The sequence below is a fragment of the Haloarcula argentinensis DSM 12282 genome, from assembly GCA_000336895.1.
GTDB lineage: Archaea > Halobacteriota > Halobacteria > Halobacteriales > Haloarculaceae > Haloarcula > Haloarcula argentinensis.
In genome coordinates, this window is the sequence record AOLX01000017.1 from 282,188 (window position 1) to 297,252 (window position 15,065).

General features: G+C 63.6%; 18 protein-coding genes and 1 pseudogene. 9 read left to right on the forward strand and 10 right to left on the reverse strand.

Features of this window, described 5'->3' with window-relative positions; all coding sequences use genetic code 11:
* Positions 1-2: 2 nt before the first annotated feature.
* Together C443_RS10360 and secF are read right to left on the reverse strand one after the other, a co-directional pair.
* On the reverse strand, positions 3-1,604 hold the full coding sequence (locus C443_RS10360) for an MMPL family transporter (RefSeq protein WP_005536149.1): 1,602 nt from the start codon (positions 1,602-1,604) through the stop codon (positions 3-5).
* Entirely contained in the window at positions 1,601-2,488 is an 888-nt protein-coding gene (gene secF / locus C443_RS10365; protein ID WP_005536151.1) for a protein translocase subunit SecF, read from the reverse strand. The genes C443_RS10360 and secF overlap by 4 nt, the downstream gene beginning before the upstream one ends.
* A gap of 101 nt (positions 2,489-2,589) precedes the next feature.
* On the opposite strand from secF, the gene C443_RS10370 reads away from it, so the two are divergent.
* Positions 2,590-2,904, forward strand: coding sequence for a hypothetical protein (locus C443_RS10370; RefSeq protein ID WP_005536152.1), 315 nt, complete (start codon positions 2,590-2,592; stop codon positions 2,902-2,904).
* Between the two features lie 23 nt (positions 2,905-2,927).
* Here the strand turns inward: C443_RS10370 and C443_RS10375 are convergent, their stop codons facing one another.
* Positions 2,928-3,395 (reverse strand): DUF5812 family protein, encoded by a 468-nt coding sequence (locus tag C443_RS10375; protein ID WP_049944017.1) that lies wholly within the window; start codon positions 3,393-3,395, stop codon positions 2,928-2,930.
* A 95-nt stretch (positions 3,396-3,490) separates the two neighbouring features.
* The gene (locus tag C443_RS10380) at positions 3,491-4,030 is read right to left on the reverse strand and encodes a hypothetical protein (protein WP_005536155.1); all 540 of its coding nucleotides are present in this window, start codon (positions 4,028-4,030) and stop codon (positions 3,491-3,493) included.
* Positions 4,031-4,156: 126 nt separating this feature from the next.
* On the opposite strand from C443_RS10380, the gene C443_RS10385 reads away from it, so the two are divergent.
* From C443_RS10385 to C443_RS10395, 3 genes are read left to right on the forward strand one after another with little or no spacing between them, the layout of a single operon-like run.
* Positions 4,157-5,467, forward strand: coding sequence for a hypothetical protein (locus tag C443_RS10385; RefSeq protein ID WP_005536156.1), 1,311 nt, complete (start codon positions 4,157-4,159; stop codon positions 5,465-5,467).
* A 23-nt stretch (positions 5,468-5,490) separates the two neighbouring features.
* Positions 5,491-6,633, forward strand: a complete 1,143-nt coding sequence (locus tag C443_RS10390) for a CPBP family intramembrane glutamic endopeptidase (RefSeq protein ID WP_005536158.1) — start codon at positions 5,491-5,493, stop codon at positions 6,631-6,633.
* 56 nt (positions 6,634-6,689) lie between these two features.
* Positions 6,690-6,836: a CopG family transcriptional regulator gene (locus tag C443_RS10395; RefSeq protein WP_005536159.1), complete on the forward strand. Its 147-nt coding sequence runs from the start codon at positions 6,690-6,692 to the stop codon at positions 6,834-6,836.
* Here C443_RS10395 and C443_RS10400 read toward each other — a convergent pair.
* Together C443_RS10400 and C443_RS10405 are read right to left on the reverse strand one after the other, a co-directional pair.
* The gene (locus C443_RS10400) at positions 6,833-7,291 is read right to left on the reverse strand and encodes an NOB1 family endonuclease (RefSeq protein WP_004518436.1); all 459 of its coding nucleotides are present in this window, start codon (positions 7,289-7,291) and stop codon (positions 6,833-6,835) included. The genes C443_RS10395 and C443_RS10400 overlap by 4 nt on opposite strands.
* Positions 7,292-7,531 (reverse strand): PRC-barrel domain-containing protein, encoded by a 240-nt coding sequence (locus C443_RS10405; RefSeq protein ID WP_004518435.1) that lies wholly within the window; start codon positions 7,529-7,531, stop codon positions 7,292-7,294.
* A 202-nt stretch (positions 7,532-7,733) separates the two neighbouring features.
* Between C443_RS10405 and C443_RS10410 the strand changes: the two are divergent.
* The 5 genes and pseudogenes from C443_RS10410 (at position 7,734) to C443_RS10430 (ending at position 11,150) form a co-directional block, all read left to right on the forward strand.
* Positions 7,734-8,294 (forward strand): annotated as a pseudogene (locus C443_RS10410) (plastocyanin/azurin family copper-binding protein).
* Between the two features lie 94 nt (positions 8,295-8,388).
* A complete protein-coding gene (gene infB, locus C443_RS10415) occupies positions 8,389-10,194 on the forward strand; it encodes a translation initiation factor IF-2 (protein ID WP_005536161.1) in 1,806 nt (601 codons plus the stop codon).
* A 49-nt stretch (positions 10,195-10,243) separates the two neighbouring features.
* Positions 10,244-10,423: a hypothetical protein gene (locus C443_RS10420; protein WP_049944001.1), complete on the forward strand. Its 180-nt coding sequence runs from the start codon at positions 10,244-10,246 to the stop codon at positions 10,421-10,423.
* Between the two features lie 60 nt (positions 10,424-10,483).
* Complete coding sequence (locus tag C443_RS10425; RefSeq protein ID WP_005536162.1) at positions 10,484-10,678, forward strand: hypothetical protein; 195 nt, start codon at positions 10,484-10,486, stop codon at positions 10,676-10,678.
* Positions 10,679-10,835: 157 nt separating this feature from the next.
* Positions 10,836-11,150, forward strand: a complete 315-nt coding sequence (locus C443_RS10430) for a nucleoside triphosphate pyrophosphohydrolase (protein ID WP_049944002.1) — start codon at positions 10,836-10,838, stop codon at positions 11,148-11,150.
* 89 nt (positions 11,151-11,239) lie between these two features.
* Here C443_RS10430 and C443_RS10435 read toward each other — a convergent pair whose 3' ends face one another.
* From C443_RS10435 to pan2, 4 genes are all read right to left on the reverse strand, one after another.
* Positions 11,240-11,593: a DUF5811 family protein gene (locus tag C443_RS10435; RefSeq protein ID WP_004593952.1), complete on the reverse strand. Its 354-nt coding sequence runs from the start codon at positions 11,591-11,593 to the stop codon at positions 11,240-11,242.
* An 81-nt stretch (positions 11,594-11,674) separates the two neighbouring features.
* The gene (locus C443_RS10440) at positions 11,675-12,145 is read right to left on the reverse strand and encodes a pyruvoyl-dependent arginine decarboxylase (RefSeq protein ID WP_005536166.1); all 471 of its coding nucleotides are present in this window, start codon (positions 12,143-12,145) and stop codon (positions 11,675-11,677) included.
* Between the two features lie 42 nt (positions 12,146-12,187).
* The gene (locus tag C443_RS10445; RefSeq protein ID WP_005536167.1) at positions 12,188-13,402 is read right to left on the reverse strand and encodes an outer membrane protein assembly factor BamB family protein; all 1,215 of its coding nucleotides are present in this window, start codon (positions 13,400-13,402) and stop codon (positions 12,188-12,190) included.
* Positions 13,403-13,706: 304 nt separating this feature from the next.
* The gene (pan2, locus tag C443_RS10450) at positions 13,707-14,927 is read right to left on the reverse strand and encodes a proteasome-activating nucleotidase Pan2 (protein WP_049944003.1); all 1,221 of its coding nucleotides are present in this window, start codon (positions 14,925-14,927) and stop codon (positions 13,707-13,709) included.
* Positions 14,928-15,065: the final 138 nt, after the last annotated feature.

A 15,065-nucleotide genomic window follows, 5' to 3' on the forward strand; every position in this document is an offset into this window, starting at 1 on the left:
CCTCAGTCCTCGTCCAGCACGAGGTTTCGCAAGATGTCACCGTAGGCCGGGCGCGTCACGAGCACGCCGATGAGGACGCCGACGATCGTGATGATAGCGAACCCGGAGAGGTCGCCAAGGGGCAGGACCATTAGCGGACTCATCGCCATGATCGTCGTGGCTGCGGCCGCACCAATGACCCAGAACGCCTTGCGGAAGCGGCTCTGGAACACGCGTCCCGTCTCGACTTCCCCTTCCTGCAGGATCTCGTCGGCGATGATAATGAGGTCGTCTACCCCCGTGCCGATGACCGCGATGAACCCGGCCAGATGCGAGAGGTTCAGCGGATACTGCACGAAGGCGACGAACCCGAGGAGGATGAACACCTCGGACAGCGCCGTGACTACCATCGGGACGACAACCTCAACCCGTTTGTATCGCACGTAGACCACGAGACTGACTGCAAGGACTGCCAGCAGTCCGGTCAACAGCGAATTCTGCTTGAACTGCTCGGCAAGTGCCGGGTCCAGCGACGCGCCGGAGTCTTCCGAGAGGTCGAGCGGCGCGGGTAGCTGGCCCGCCTTGAGGTTCAGTTCGATCTCGTTGGCCTGTTCGGCGGGGTCCTGAGCTTCGTTACTGATCGGAATTACGTACACCGGGTCGTTGGCGAACTCCCCGTTCGCGAAGCTCTCACCGAGGTCAGTTCTCACCCCGCGGGCCGTGACCACCTCGCCGTTCAGCGTGTGGACCAGACAGCCATCGCCGGTGGTTTGCTGGATATCCGAGTGATTGTAGTTTTCGCATCTCGCGCCGTTGCCGAACCCGGCGTCGACCATCCGCTGGGCGAACTCGTCCGCGGCGTCTCGTCTGACAGTGATGTACACCGCCCAGCCGACGCCCTCCCTGTCCGCGGCCGAGACATCGTCCATCTGGGAGCGCTGAAGGACCTCCTCGCGAACGTACGAGTCGTCCTCACCGCCCTGATAGACAGCGTAGATCTTGACCACACCACGCTCGTTCAGGATGTCGACGAGTTCCTCGCGGTCCCGGTCGGGGGCGGTGATACTGACGAAGTGCTCCCCACCGGGGACGTTGACGATCTGGACCGACGCCCCGCTGAGCGCCGAGGTCCGGAGCTTCTCGTCGATCGTCTCGACCATCTCCTGGCGGGTCTCCCGCGTCACACCGTCACGGACGGTCTCAGGCTGATGCCCGCTGGCTTCGAGCGCGGCACGCAGTTCCTGCTGGGTGACGTTCTCAGTGACGACTTCGACGGCCCCCATCTGGCGGTCGTTGCTGATGGGGCGGACCCGAATATCGATAGTGTCGATACCGAGTTCGTCGGCCACCGTCTGCTCGAGTTGGGTCGCGTCGTTCGCGGTCACGTTGACGCCTTCGGCCGTGATGCCCACGATTGGCGCGCGGAGACGGGTCCCGCCGCTGAGCTGGATGCCGTAGTTGAGGTTAGTTAGCTGGGTTGCGCTCTCTGTCTGCGGACCGCCGACAGTCGTTCCCTCATCGGCGCTCGTTCCCGGCGGGACTCCAGGGACGAACAGGGCCGTGGCGCTGACCACGAGGAGGACGACCAGCGCGACGACGCGCCAGTTCTCACGGAGTGTGCTCATCGGTTCACCCCCTCGTACTTGTACCAGCGAAGCAGCGTCACGTTAAGCATGTACGTGTTCATCAGGTCAGCAGTCAGACCGAGTACCAATATCAGCCCGATGTCGGCCATCAGCCCGATTCCGAAGAACGTCGCCGAGATGGCCATCACGGCCATCGCCGCGATAGAGGTCAGCGTCATCGTCACACCGGTCCGCATCGCGCGGTAGGTCGACTCGTAGAACCCGCCTGAACGTCTGAGAACATGGTTGTTCAACAGAATATCCGAGTCGACCGAGTATCCGATCAGCATGAGGAAGGCCGCGACGATGCCGAGCGAGAGCTTGATTCCCAGCAGATTCATGATCGCGAGCGGGATCATGATGTCAGAGAACGCCGAGATGACGATGGCGATGCTGGGGACGAACGTCCGGAAGAACGCGAACGCGAGCAGGCTCATCCCCACGAACGCGACAGCGACGCCGATGACGGCGAGGCGCTGGTTCTGCGACCCGAACAGCGGCGACGTGGTCCCGCTCCCCAGCAGCGTCATCCCGTCTGTCGACTGGACAGCGGATCGGACCGCCGACACGTCGGCCGAGTTGTCGAACGTGACGACGTACTGGTTCTGGTAGGTGGCGTCCGAGGTCGTGGTGATACCCTGAATGGAGACCACCGGTTCGTTGAACGTTCCGGCGATTTCGTCGTTCGTGAGCGTGGAGTTCGACCCGATCGTCAGTTCCGTCCCGCCAGTAAAGTCGATGCCCCGGTCGACTGGTGCCCCGGTGACCGCCCACCAGCCGCCGATAACGGCGAGCGAGAGGACGAGCACCGCCAGCGGAACCGCCACCAGTTGGCGGTTCGAATACCGGGTGTAATCGACTTCCGGGACCTCGAACTCGAACATGACCGAACGATGTGAGACGGGCCCGAATAAGCCTTCTCAATCACTGCCGCTGACATCCAGCATGGCCGTACATCTATGGCATTCTATCACGTAGGTCTGGTATGTCCGAGCGCGCAATCAGGGTCGAACTCTCCTACCCGGCAGACCTCAGCGGGTGGGGCCGCGACAAAATCGACGGCTCGCCGTTCCGTGCGTACCTCGGGAAGACACACGACACCGCCGCGCCGGGCGACGTATGGACGGAGTTCGTCGGCGTCGGCTGCTGTGGCGACACGCTAGACTTCCCGCTCCGGGTCGAATCCGTCGACGGTGGCACGGCGGTGACCGAAGACACCGAGTTCGTGTACACTGAGCGCGAGGCGTGTGGCGTCGCTGGCGGTTGGCAAGTCCAGAGCGCCGCCGGGCCGACCGAATAGGAAGAGAGGAGTGAGAGAACGCGTCAGTCCGGCAGGTAGCGCACGCTGACGACGCCTTCTGCAGTCCGAACCTCGACACGGTCGACGCCGAGCCTAGCCGCCCGCGAGAGGGTCGCCTCGTCGTCGACGATATCCGCCGCGGCCTCGGCTGTCTCGTCTTCCGGGACCGTCAGGACGTGTATTTCACCCTCTCCGGCGCGTTCGACCGTCGTCAGCTCGCCGGTGGCCTGCTCGGCCGCGATTTCGGTCGCCTGTGTCGTCGGCGCGAGATCGGCTGTCTCGACGGGGATCGTTCGCCGCTCGGCGACTTCGGTGACGGTGTACGTGACCTCCATCGGCGGCTCCGGTTCGACTGTCCCCTCTACTACCTCGCCGGCCTCGATGCCGGGGTTGTCCGACACTGTCAGCACCTGTGAGTCCGCGACGTTCCGAAGCGTCGCCGACGCGTCGTCGGCGTTCGTGACAAGAAATGTCCCTTCAATCGCTGTCATAGACACAGATTCGTGGCGGGCGTTCTTGCCCGTTTCGACCCGGGGACGGACTGTCATGTCATCTCAGAAGAGCGGACAGCCGGGGGCCTGCACCGCTACTTCAATAGCCGGTGTGTGAGATACATCAGGACAGTCGCGAGCAGTGGCGGGGCAACGCCGGCAATCGGCGGCAGCGAGTAGAAGAACTCGACGACTGCGCTCTGTGTCGGCTCGCGAAGCTCCGCCGGGGCGGAGGTCAACAGCGCGAGGTATATCGACCCGATGAACAGGAACGCCGAAACGGCGAAGGCGCGGTCGTAGGCGACCGAGGACCCGGTCCGTCGGTGGCGACGGGCGACAGAAAGGACTGGGGCCAATAGCGGCGCGACCAGCAACAGTCCGATGAACAGGAAGAAGCTCCGCGAAAACGTGAACGTTCCGCCGCGGACGCTCCCGGTTTCGGCGAGTTGCGTTATCAGGCCGAAGCTGAACACGAGCGTAATCGCCACAGACAGCAACAGCGCGACCGGGACGTAGGCTTTGAACAGCAGCGAGTCGCTGGCCCGGAACGCGTACGGGAACGCGCCGGGGAGCCCGTTGTACGGTTCGGGCTTGTCGTCGGCTGTGACGGACTGTTCTGCCGTCGCGTCTGTCATACCTGTAGGTTAGGCGAGCGCGTGGTTAAGCGCGGTGTTGTCCGACCAGTGGTGGCAACGGAGCCACGTCTGCTGCTCGCCATGCCGTCCGGGAGTTGTTTGTACCCGCCCGTCGACACCCCCAGTATGCACGTCGATATCGGAGCCGCGCTCGCCAGTGCTGCCGACCCGGGCGTCGAGCGAGTGACGCTCGACGAACTTGACGAGCGGGTGGCCGCGGCCCACGACCGTATCGAGCAGGGGCGAAACGACGACGAGTTCGGCTACACGTCGCTGAACCTCCCCGAAACAACTGACGCCGAGGCCATCCGCGATGCCGTCGCGCCGGTCGCCGACGCCGAATCGGTCATCACCGTCGGGATCGGTGGCTCAGCGCTGGGAGCGAAAACCATCACAGAGGCGCTGGCCGAGGACCCGAGTAGTCACGTCGTCCTAGACAACGTCGACCCGGAACACGTCCGGCGGACACTCGACAGGCTCTCGCTCGCCGACACCGCTATCAACGTCGTTTCGCGTTCGGGGACGACGGCCGAGACGCTGGCGAACTTCCTCGTCGTCCGCGAGGCCTACGAGGACCGCGGCGTCGACTGGACCGAGCGCATCGTTGTGACCACGGGCGAGTCCGGCCCGCTCCGGGCGCTCGCTGACCAGCACGACCTCCCGACGCTGCCGGTCCCCGAGGGTGTTCCGGGCCGCTTCAGCGCACTGTCGGCAGTCGGGCTCGTCCCACCGGCGATTCTTGACATCGACATCGAGGGGTTGCTTGCCGGCGGTCAGCAGGCGGCTGGCGACCTCGCGCCGTCGCTGTATGACTCGCCGGCCTACGCCTACGGCGCGATGGCCTACGCGCTCGAAGAAGCGGGCGCGACGGTCAACGCCGTCATGCCCTACGCTGAGCGGCTGGAGTCCTTCGGCGAGTGGTTCGCACAGCTCTGGGCCGAGAGTCTGGGTAAGGACGGGCGGGGCCAGACGCCGGCGCGAGCGCTGGGCGCGACTGACCAGCACTCCCAGCTCCAGCTGTACCGCGCTGGCCACCGCGACAAGGTCGTCACGTTCGTCCGGCCGCGCGAGCGCACCGACGTGGCGATTCCCGACCCGGACCACGAGGACCTGTCGTATCTCGCCGGAACCGATCTCGGCGGCCTCATCGACGCCGAGTACGAGGCGACGGTGGCGAGCCTGCCGGCGACCGACCGGCCCGCCTTGGAGGTGGAGATCGACCGCCTCGACGCCGAAAGCGTCGGCGAACTGCTGTACGCGATGGAGGCCGCCTGCGTCCTTGTCGGCGAACTCGCGGATGTAGAGACGTTCACTCAGCCGGCCGTCGAGTGGGGCAAAAACGCCACGCGGGCGCTCATCCGCGGCGAGGATACCGACGAAACGGCGGTCATCGAGGAGCGCGAGCGGCTTCGGATCGGCGAAACGGAGTCCATTTAGGCCGGCGCAACGGACTGCCGATAATGGACGACACTGCCGCGAACTGGGGTGTTCTCGTTGCTGGCCTCGGTCTCGTCGTACTCGTCGCCACAGAAACTGGCGTCGTTGGCTGGATGACACCGGGGACGACGGTCGGCCCAGTCACCGCCCGACAGGTCGCCGCCGCCGGCTTCGTCGTCGCCGCACTCACCTTCTCACTCGTCCGTCATGGCGCACTCGACCGCAGACAGGCGGGCTTGGGCGCAGCAGGCGCGAGCATCGTCGCAACCCTCGCGACGCTCGTCGCCTTCTTCGGGCCGGAGTTCCGTACTGGCGTCGAGGCGACCGTCGGCATCGCGGTCTATCTCACGGTGCTGGCCGGAGGTGTGACGATTGCGCTGGGCTGGGCGCTAGCGACCGACGTTCCGAACGACCGGTTGTACACGGTTGCCAGAGCGCTCTCGGTCGCAACAGGAATCGGGCTGGCCGGCTTCCTCGTGGGCACGGTGTTCGCTCAGTTCGTCGTTCTCGGGGCCGCGGCGGGAGGGCTGGTCAGCGCCGCGGCGCTGGAAGGCGGGACTGTCACCGGCCCCGCGTATGTTACGCTCACTATCGGCCTCGGCGTCGGCTTCGTCGGCTTTGGGGCAGCCGTCGCCAGCCGACTAAACCGGACCTGGACCGATCTGGACCTGCAGCGCCCCAGTCTCCGTGACATCGGCTACAGCGTCGGCGGCGTCGTCATTCTCATGGTCGCGCTGTTTGGCTTCAGTTACCTCATTCAGGCGCTCGGGTTGGAAGCCGCGCGGAGCAGCGTCGAAGAACTGGCCCGCGAGGACCCGTCGTTCCTGCTCGTGATGGTCCCGCTCGCGTTTCTGACTATCGCACCGAGCGAGGAGTTCATTTACCGGAACCTCATCCAGAAGTACCTCTACGATGATTTCGGTGAATTCCAGGCGATTATACTCACCAGCGCCGTCTTTGGCGTTGTCCACTTCGGACAGTACGCCGCCGGCACGCCGACACAGACCGTTCTCTCGCTACTGCTAGTGTTCGTCCTCTCGACGCTGCTGGGCCTGAGCTATCTCAAGACCGAGAACCTGCTCGTGCCCATCTTTATTCACGGGGCGTTCAACGCCATCCAGTTTCTCACATTGTACATCGAGATTACAGGAAATACGGCAATTTGAGCCGTCTGACCCCTGTCTGACGGGTATTTATCCAAACGACTGCTGTAGGCGATGGCATGGCTCGGCGGTTCACTATCGTCTGTGATGACGACCAAGCGCGGATTATCGAAACGCTTGCGCGCCGCTACGGCATCACAGAGGAAGAAGTGCTGTCGCAGCTGGTCGACCTCGGGCTCGAAGCCCGGGACGAACAGACCGTCTAAGCCGGGTTCTTTCGCGAGAGTGAGCTCCCACAGATGGGACAGCGGTCGCGATTCTCGTCGAACTCGCGGCCACAGCCGGCACACTGGAACAGCCACTCACGCTGTTCGGAGATCCCCTCGCGGGCGATGACTTCGACCGCCACGTCGAGTTTCTCCGCGACGTTTTGCATCGCGTAATCGTCTGTGACGAGACGGCTGTCGAGTTCGAACGCGGCCGCGATCAGCCGGATGTCAGTTTCTGAGAGTTCCGCGAGGTCACCAGTTTCGCTGGCGGCGCGCTCGATGCGCTCGACAGTGTTGTCCTCGGGAATATGGAGATGCATCCCCGACCCTTCGAGGGCGTCGAAGCGATAAGCGGCCTCGTCTTCTAGTTCTTCTCTGACGAGTGGAATCGTCGCTATCTGCTCGTCGGTATGATACTCGTTGATAAATGCCGAGGAGTCAAGAACGTACATCTAGCGTTTGACAATCATGTGGTCTTTCACCGCCTTGACCCGCTCAACCGGGACAAGCAGGCGGCCCTGGTCACTGTACTCGAAGTTCGTGTTGCGGAGCGACTCCGCGGGGTCGATGACGAGGTTGTGCAGCGCGCCCGAGGAGAAGTCCATCGTGATGTTGTAGAGACTGCCGATCTCAGCGCCGTCAGTCCCCATCACGTCTTTGCCCGACAGGTTTTCCGCAAGTATCGCGGCCATACCCCCTTGTTCCGAACGAGGTTACATAAACGCCACGGGGATGTCCGAGAGGTGAGCGACGATCTCCAGCGATAGCGACGGTCACCGATAGAAGCCATGCGTCAGCGAGTGTCGAGATCGCCGGTGAAGCCGCTCCGTGACCGGGATCGGCACAGTCTCAGCAGGCAGCAGCCCTAAGCGACAGGCACCCCAGGAGTACGACATGGACCGGAACAGGCGTCAGTTCCTCGGCGCGCTCACGGCCGTCGTCACCGGGACTGTCGCAGGCTGCAGTGGTGGCGACAGCGGTGAATCAGCTCCAACAGAGACAGCCACCGCTACGCAAGCACCGACCCGGACTGCGACGGGAACGCCAACTGATTCGGTGACGTCACCAGCGGAGACCGCCACCCGAACTGAAACATCGACTGAGACGGCAACACCGACTGCCACGGCCACTGAGACACCGACACCCACCGAAACGCCGGTCGACGGCGACCAGGAAGTCGCCGTCGCGCCGGGAAGCTTCAGCTTTGACCCGGAAACGTTCGAGGTCCCTGTCGGAAGCACCGTCCTGTAGGTGTGGGAGGCCGGCGGCCACAACGTCAAGCCGACAGCGACGCCGTCCGGTAGCGACTGGTCCGGGACGCCCGGGGACGACGGGAAGACGTACAGTTCGGGCTACGAGTACGCCTACACGTTCGAGGTTCCCGGGGAGTACGAGTACCACTGCGTCCCCCACCAGAGCGTGGGCATGACGGGGTCGTTCACTGTAACCGAGTGACGCCCGCTTAGCCCCACGTTCGGTCGCGCGCGTCTGATGACGACGAACTTAACTGCCACCGACGACTCGGTTTTGACAACTTCTGGAGCCATCTATGTCTGACACGGACCCCACCACAGCCACCGACGACACCCTGCGGACGCCCATCGTCGCCGTTCTGGGCCACGTCGACCACGGGAAGACGAGCCTGCTCGACAAGATCCGCGGTTCGGCCGTCACTGCCGGCGAATCGGGCGCGATTACACAGCATATCGGCGCGACAGCCGTCCCGCTGGACGTGATTTCGGAGATCGCGGGCGATCTGGTCGACCCGACGGACTTCGACCTGCCCGGACTGCTGTTCATCGACACGCCGGGCCACCACTCCTTCTCGACGCTCCGCTCCCGTGGTGGTGCGCTCGCCGACATCGCCATCCTCGTCGTCGACGTCAACGACGGCTTTCAGCCCCAGACGCTGGAAGCCATCGACATCCTCAAACGAACCCAGACGCCGTTTATCGTCGCCGCAAACAAGATCGACACCGTCCCCGGCTGGAATCCCAACGAGGGACAACCGGTCCAGCAGACGATGGACGCCCAGTCCGACCGCGTCCAATCCGACCTCAACGAGAAGCTGTACGAGATTATCGGCGAACTCTCCGACAACGGCTTCTCCGCGGATATGTACTGGCGCGTCCAGAACTTTCAGGCCAACATCGGCGTCGTGCCGGTCTCGGCCGAAACTAGCGAGGGCATCCCGGACCTGCTAACGGTGATGATGGGGCTGTCCCAGCGGTACATGAAAGAGGAGATGGAGATCGACACCAGCGGTCCCGGCGTCGGGACTGTCCTCGAAGTGAAAGACACCCAGGGGTTCGGGACAACGCTCGATGCCATCATCTACGACGGGACGATACGCAACGACGATACCATCGTCGTCGGCGGACTCCAGGGGCCAATCGTCACCGACGTGCGCGCCCTTCTCCGTCCGCGTCCGCTCGAAGAGATCCGGACCGAACAAGAGTTCGAGCAGGTCGAGCAGGTCGCGGCCGCCGACGGTGTCAAAATTGCCGCGCCGGAGCTCGGCGACGCGATGGCCGGCGCGCCGATCCGCGTCATCCGCGACCGCGACCGCAGCGAGGTCATCGCCGAGGTGGAGGAGGAACTCGCCGAGATCGAGGTGACGACACAGGAAGAAGGGGTCGTCATCAAGGCCGACACGCTCGGGTCGCTCGAAGCTCTTTCAAGTACGCTCGAAGAGGAAGAGATCCCGGTGATGCGGGCCGAAGTGGGCGCGGTCGCCCCACGGGACGTACGAGTCGCCGAAACCGCCGGCGAGCCGACCAACCAGGCGATTCTGGCGTTTAGCGTCGACGTGCTCGACGACGCGCGGGACCTCGCCGAACAGGAGGACGTGGAACTGTTCGAGGACGACGTCATCTACCAGCTCGTCGAGTCCTACGACGACCACGTCACCGCCATCGAGGAGGCCCAGCAGGAGCAGATTCTGGAGAACATCACGCGTCCCGCGAAGTTCCGGATTCTGCAGGACCACACCTTCCGCCAGTCCGACCCGGCCGTCGTCGGCGTCGAAATCCTCTCCGGTGAGCTCCGCCGGAACGTCAACGTCATCAGGTGGGACGGCGGCGAAGCGAACCGCGTCGGGACCCTCAAAACGATTCAGGACGAGGGCGAGGACGTCGACTCGGCCCGCGCCGGCGAGCGCATGGCCGTCTCGATTCAGGGGCCGACCGTCGGCCGCCAGATCGAGGAGGGCGACGACCTCTGGGTCGAGATCCCGGAGAAGCACGCGAAAATTCTCGAACAGGAACTGAAGGAGGACATCTCCGTCGACGAGCGCGAGGCGCTGTCGATGTATCTGGAGAAACACCGGAACCGCGACCCCTTCTGGGGGAAGTAACGGTTATTTTCCCGACAGGATTTTGTACTGACCCAGTGTAGCGGAGCGTATGGTCTCCCGCGAGAACAAAATCGTCGGCGGTTTCATCATCGTAGCCCTCGTCCTCGGGTACGCGAGCACGATGTTGACGGATGTCCCGTCGACTGTCACACTCGCTATACTCCTAGGCGTCGGGGTCATCGCACCGATGCTTGTGACTAACTACCTTGATAGAACGGGGGCCGTCTGACGAGTGCTGAGCACCGAGTAATAATATTTAATTAGGAGGCGTGTCTCTGTACAGACACGAATGACCGGGTCTCCGTCGATGCCCGACCTCGTGCTTGCCAGCATCGCCCTCTCGATGCTGCTGGCGTCGCTTGGCGCAGTCGTCACCTCGATCAGTTTCGTGACTGCACTGAGTGCCGGCAGCCTCCCAGCGACCGGCTCCATCGGCTACGCGCTGTTTTACGACCCGCCGGTCCCGGACGGACAACGCTCCTGACGGCTGAGTGTCTCTGTCTACCCACCGCTTCGGCTTGAGCGTGTGATAGGATTATTAACAAACGAGTCGTCCCCCGTAGCTCCGATCATATTTCTAACAACATTTCCCGGGAATTGTTCATCACCACCTCTAAGAGACAGTGCCAGAATTGGATAATATGGCAAGAAAATTTGATAAATTGGTTCGAGACAAGATTCCAGAAGTGATCGAGGACAACGGGGAAACGCCAACAGTCTCGCTTGCAGGCGAAGACGAGTACTCCGAGCGGCTGGTCGATAAGTTAGAAGAAGAGGTGGCAGAGTATCGAGAAAGCCACGAGATCGAGGAACTAGCAGATATTCTGGAAGTAATCCACGCGATTCGAAAAGACAGAGGTCTAACCCGTGAGGAATTACAGGACGAGCGAGCACTGAAAGCCGAACAAAGAGGGCGCTTTGATGAGGGTATTGTTCTCGAACGAGTCGACGAGTAGAGGTTCTATATTACGTTCCTTCTGTGGGCTGAAATAGGAGTGTTTTGAGGGCTCTATTTGTCCATCTGCAACGACAAAAATAGCGGCTGTTACTGTGCTGTCGGCGACGTGTCGTCGCCCATCACTTGCTTGACCTGCAGCGCAGCGGAGGCAGCGATACCCTGTGCGAGGTCGTCGCGCTCAGCGTCGGAGATGCTCGCGCTCTCCGGGTCCTCGGGCGTGTAGTCGGCACTGACGACCGACCCGACCGGGGGCTGGACCGCGATTGTGGCCCGTGGGCCTGTCGTGCTGTTGCTGATTTCCGAGCCGACGACGAACTCGCCGGGCAGGAGTTCGCGGGTCCGGGCGGCGACGCTCGAGAGGTCCCGGCGAAGGTTCTCGCGCTGTTCCGCGGTCAGCGTCACTTCTTCCGTCTCCCCACCAAACGACGTATTACCGTACATGAACGTTCTCTGTTTCTATGGGGGGGAGCACTAAAAACCCAGTGTCGAGCACAGTCCTGACCGGCACCGTCGGCACACGCACTACACGACGGGGTGGCTCTCGCCGTAGGTGGCGAGAACGACGGCGCTCGCGTACTCGTCCTCGTCGGACGCCGACTCGACGTACACGTTCTCCTCAACGAACTCCCAGTCTCGGAGGTCCCGACCAGCGGCCAGTCCCTCGCGGATTTCCATCCGGACCGTGTCCTCGCTGGTGCCGTCGACCTCGTAGAAGATACCCGGCCCCTCCTCGCTACGGGCCCAGCCGATACCCGCCGCGCCGTGTTCACCCGGAGCGGCGGTTGCCGAGGACTGGACGACCTCTAGCGCTTCGCCGGGCGGTCCCAGGTCCGGCGCGGTCTCCACCACCTCGATAGTCGGCTCGGCGGGAATGACCGACGAAAGCGAGATGAGGTTGTAATTGTGGACGCCCGCCTCGGCGAGTGCCGCGTCGTACGCGGCTAGCGCGGTCGGGCCGGTCGCAGTCCCCCACACGACCCGGATAGTACTCATAAGCGGTTGTCGACGGTCCGCGGGCTAAGGGGTTTCGCTTCGCTACGTCGGGGTGAGCCCGTAGCACATCCCTGGACGGTCCGGGTCACCATCGGCGGCGCGCTCCGTGTAGTAGATGCCGTCGGCGGTCACCAGCGGTGCACTCGTTACGTGGCCACGGTTCTCGGTGGTCCAGGCCACCGCACCCGAATCCCGCTCCAGTGCGTACAGTCGCCCGTCGTAGGACCCGACGAGCACGTGGTCCCGGGTAGCGACGACACTCCCGATAACCCACCCGCCGGTGTCGTACCGCCACTGCTCCTCACCGCTTTCGAGGTCGAGTGCGTATACCCGGTCATCGTGGCTACCGATGTAGACGGTGCCGTCGTGAACCGCCGGCGCACACATCACGTCGGCGTCGGTCTCGAAGGTCCACAGTTCCGAGCCGTCAGTCACGTCGACAGCGGTGACCGTCTCGGCCCACGACGGCACGATGGCTGTCCCGTCGGCGACGGCAATGGGGGCTTTCACGTCGCCGCCGGTGTCGTACCGCCAGACCCGTTCGAGGCCCGGAAACGACCACGCGTAGCAGTAGCCGTCGTTGGAGCCAAACAGCAGGCGGCCGTGTTCGCGGTCCAGCGCTACCGTCGAGTGCGGGTGGTCGGTCGGGCGACTGTCGCGCCACTGCACGTCGCCGGTCGCGGCGCTGACAGCAACGATGCTGCCGCTCGGAGCCGCGTGCTCGACAGCGACGTACAGCGACCCGTTGTAGTAGGTCGGACTCGCACCGATCGCATCACCCAGTTCCGTCCCCCAGCGTCGCCGCCCGGTTTCGAGATCCAGTGCCGACAGCGCGCCGTCGTAGGCCCCGATGTAGGCAGTGTCGTTGGCGATGGCTGGCGTGCCGTGGCTCCCGCGCGTCGCCTGTGTAATCGTCGTCACCCACTGGACCTCGCCGTCCGGTTCGATGGCCCGCACGCGGCCGGTATCGTCGGCCAGAATCAGGTCGCCTGTCGGTGCCAGCGCAGGACTGCCTTTCGCAGCGGTGTGGTCCCCGCGATTGGTCGGCAGTTCCCAGGCCCGCGAAACGGCGTCCGGAACCGACACGTCCTGATATCCCTGGTTCAGGAGCCCCTGCCGGAACTGCGTGGCGGCGTGTTCATCGAGCGCCGTCGATGCAAGCGGATTGAACTGTGACTGACACCCCGCGACTGACCCGACTGTTGTCGCTGCGAGCGTCCCCAGAAACGCCCGCCGCGTCCGTCCGCACTCTGTCACGGGCACCGATACTGGGCGGGGTGGCTTAAATCGCGTGGGGACAAGCCGTGTGAGCAGATTGGACCATACATCGCTCAGCGTTCGTGGCGACTGTATAGTGGCGAGATTATATTCAAAGGAAGCATCCGCGAGCGTAACGAGCGGTTCACCGCGCTCGAACGCCGTGAGAGCGCGGCCTTTTTCGCCCACGTTTTTCGAGTCGAGCGGAACCTCCGGTTCCGCTGACCATGCGAACGGGCGCTTTGCGCCCGTGTGCAGAGAGCGGGTCGCGCGCTCAGCGCGACCCCGACGCTGAAAAAGGTGGTTAGGCGAACGCGACCGGAACGCTACTGGCGTCGTCGTCGGCCTCGATCTTCTCGAGGGCGTCGTGAAGGTCGGACTGCTGGACCGTCGTCCGGCCGTCGCGGATGGCGAACATCCCGGCTTCGGTCGCCAGCGAGGCCAGTTCCGCGCCGGAGAGGCCGTCAGTTTCAGTGGCAAACGCGCCCAGGTCCACGTCGTCGTCGAGGTTCATTTCCTGCGTGTGGATTTCGAGGATGCGCTCGCGGCCCTCGACATCGGGGTTCGGGACTTCGATGAGGCGGTCGAAACGGCCGGGGCGGAGAATGGCCCGGTCGAGCATGTCAAAGCGGTTCGTCGCGGCGATGATGCGGATTTCGCCGCGCTCGTCGAAGCCATCCATCTCCGAGAGCAGTTGCATCATCGTCCGCTGGACCTCGGCGTCGCCAGAGGTCTTCGACTCCGTCCGCTTGGCCGCGATTGCATCGATCTCGTCGATGAAGATGATAGCCGGTTCGCGCTCGGCGGCAAGCTCGAACAGGTCACGGACCAGTCGCGCCCCCTCGCCGATGAACTTCCGGACCAGTTCGGAGCCGGCCATCTTGATGAACGTCGCGTCGGTCTCGTTGGCGACGGCCTTCGCCAGCATCGTCTTCCCAGTGCCGGGCGGGCCGTGCAGCAAGACGCCACTCGGTGGTTCGATACCGACCTCGCGGAACTGGTCGGCGTTGACCAGCGGCTCCTCGACGGCTTCCCGAACCTCGCGGATCTGTTCTTCGAGGCCGCCGATGTCCGAGTAGGAAACGTCCGGCGAGCCGTCGACCTGCATCGCCTGCGCGCGGGCGTCGGTCTCGGGGTCGAGGATCTGCTTGACGCCGAAGGAGTCGTTGATCGCGACGCGGTCGCCAGCCTCCAGCCCGTCGCGGATGGACGGCGAGACTTCCGTCAGCACTTCCTGATTGTTGCCGTGCTGTTTGACGACGACGCCGTCGTCAGTCAGCTCCTCGGCCGTCGCGATGTACAGCGAGGAGGTCTTGAGTGTCTCGTTTTCCCGTTCGAGCTGGTCGACCTCGTCGGTAAGGTCGTGTTGCCGGTCACGGGCAGCGTCGAGCTGCTCAGTCAGCTGTTCGTTGACCTGTACTATCTCTTTGAAATGTTCCCGGAGTGCCTCCAGACGCTCGTCAGGCGTCATATCGGGATCAAGTTCCAACCGTGGTCGTTCCGGAAGCGAGGGACTGCGCGACATTTGGATGGTCGGTACTATACGGTTGAGACACAAAGTGCCTTCGGGTCACAAGGGGTGGAACAGTTATCCGTGTCGAGACGGGGCTATAGCGTTCGGTTAGGCCGGTGGCTCGAACAGCCGGCCAAACACCGAATAGCT

Excerpts from the sequence above, each read along its gene's own strand:
- C443_RS10360 (WP_005536149.1), bottom strand. The coding sequence starts at position 1,604 with ATGAGCACACTCCGTGAGAACTGGCGCGTCGTCGCGCTGGTCGTCCTC.
- secF (WP_005536151.1), bottom strand. The coding sequence starts at position 2,488 with ATGTTCGAGTTCGAGGTCCCGGAAGTCGATTACACCCGGTATTCGAAC.
- C443_RS10370 (WP_005536152.1), top strand. The coding sequence starts at position 2,590 with ATGTCCGAGCGCGCAATCAGGGTCGAACTCTCCTACCCGGCAGACCTC.
- C443_RS10375 (WP_049944017.1), bottom strand. The coding sequence starts at position 3,395 with ATGACAGCGATTGAAGGGACATTTCTTGTCACGAACGCCGACGACGCG.
- C443_RS10380 (WP_005536155.1), bottom strand. The coding sequence starts at position 4,030 with ATGACAGACGCGACGGCAGAACAGTCCGTCACAGCCGACGACAAGCCC.
- C443_RS10385 (WP_005536156.1), top strand. The coding sequence starts at position 4,157 with ATGCACGTCGATATCGGAGCCGCGCTCGCCAGTGCTGCCGACCCGGGC.
- C443_RS10390 (WP_005536158.1), top strand. The coding sequence starts at position 5,491 with ATGGACGACACTGCCGCGAACTGGGGTGTTCTCGTTGCTGGCCTCGGT.
- C443_RS10395 (WP_005536159.1), top strand. The coding sequence starts at position 6,690 with ATGGCTCGGCGGTTCACTATCGTCTGTGATGACGACCAAGCGCGGATT.
- C443_RS10400 (WP_004518436.1), bottom strand. The coding sequence starts at position 7,291 with ATGTACGTTCTTGACTCCTCGGCATTTATCAACGAGTATCATACCGAC.
- C443_RS10405 (WP_004518435.1), bottom strand. The coding sequence starts at position 7,531 with ATGGCCGCGATACTTGCGGAAAACCTGTCGGGCAAAGACGTGATGGGG.
- infB (WP_005536161.1), top strand. The coding sequence starts at position 8,389 with ATGTCTGACACGGACCCCACCACAGCCACCGACGACACCCTGCGGACG.
- C443_RS10420 (WP_049944001.1), top strand. The coding sequence starts at position 10,244 with ATGGTCTCCCGCGAGAACAAAATCGTCGGCGGTTTCATCATCGTAGCC.
- C443_RS10425 (WP_005536162.1), top strand. The coding sequence starts at position 10,484 with ATGACCGGGTCTCCGTCGATGCCCGACCTCGTGCTTGCCAGCATCGCC.
- C443_RS10430 (WP_049944002.1), top strand. The coding sequence starts at position 10,836 with ATGGCAAGAAAATTTGATAAATTGGTTCGAGACAAGATTCCAGAAGTG.
- C443_RS10435 (WP_004593952.1), bottom strand. The coding sequence starts at position 11,593 with ATGTACGGTAATACGTCGTTTGGTGGGGAGACGGAAGAAGTGACGCTG.
- C443_RS10440 (WP_005536166.1), bottom strand. The coding sequence starts at position 12,145 with ATGAGTACTATCCGGGTCGTGTGGGGGACTGCGACCGGCCCGACCGCG.
- pan2 (WP_049944003.1), bottom strand. The coding sequence starts at position 14,927 with ATGTCGCGCAGTCCCTCGCTTCCGGAACGACCACGGTTGGAACTTGAT.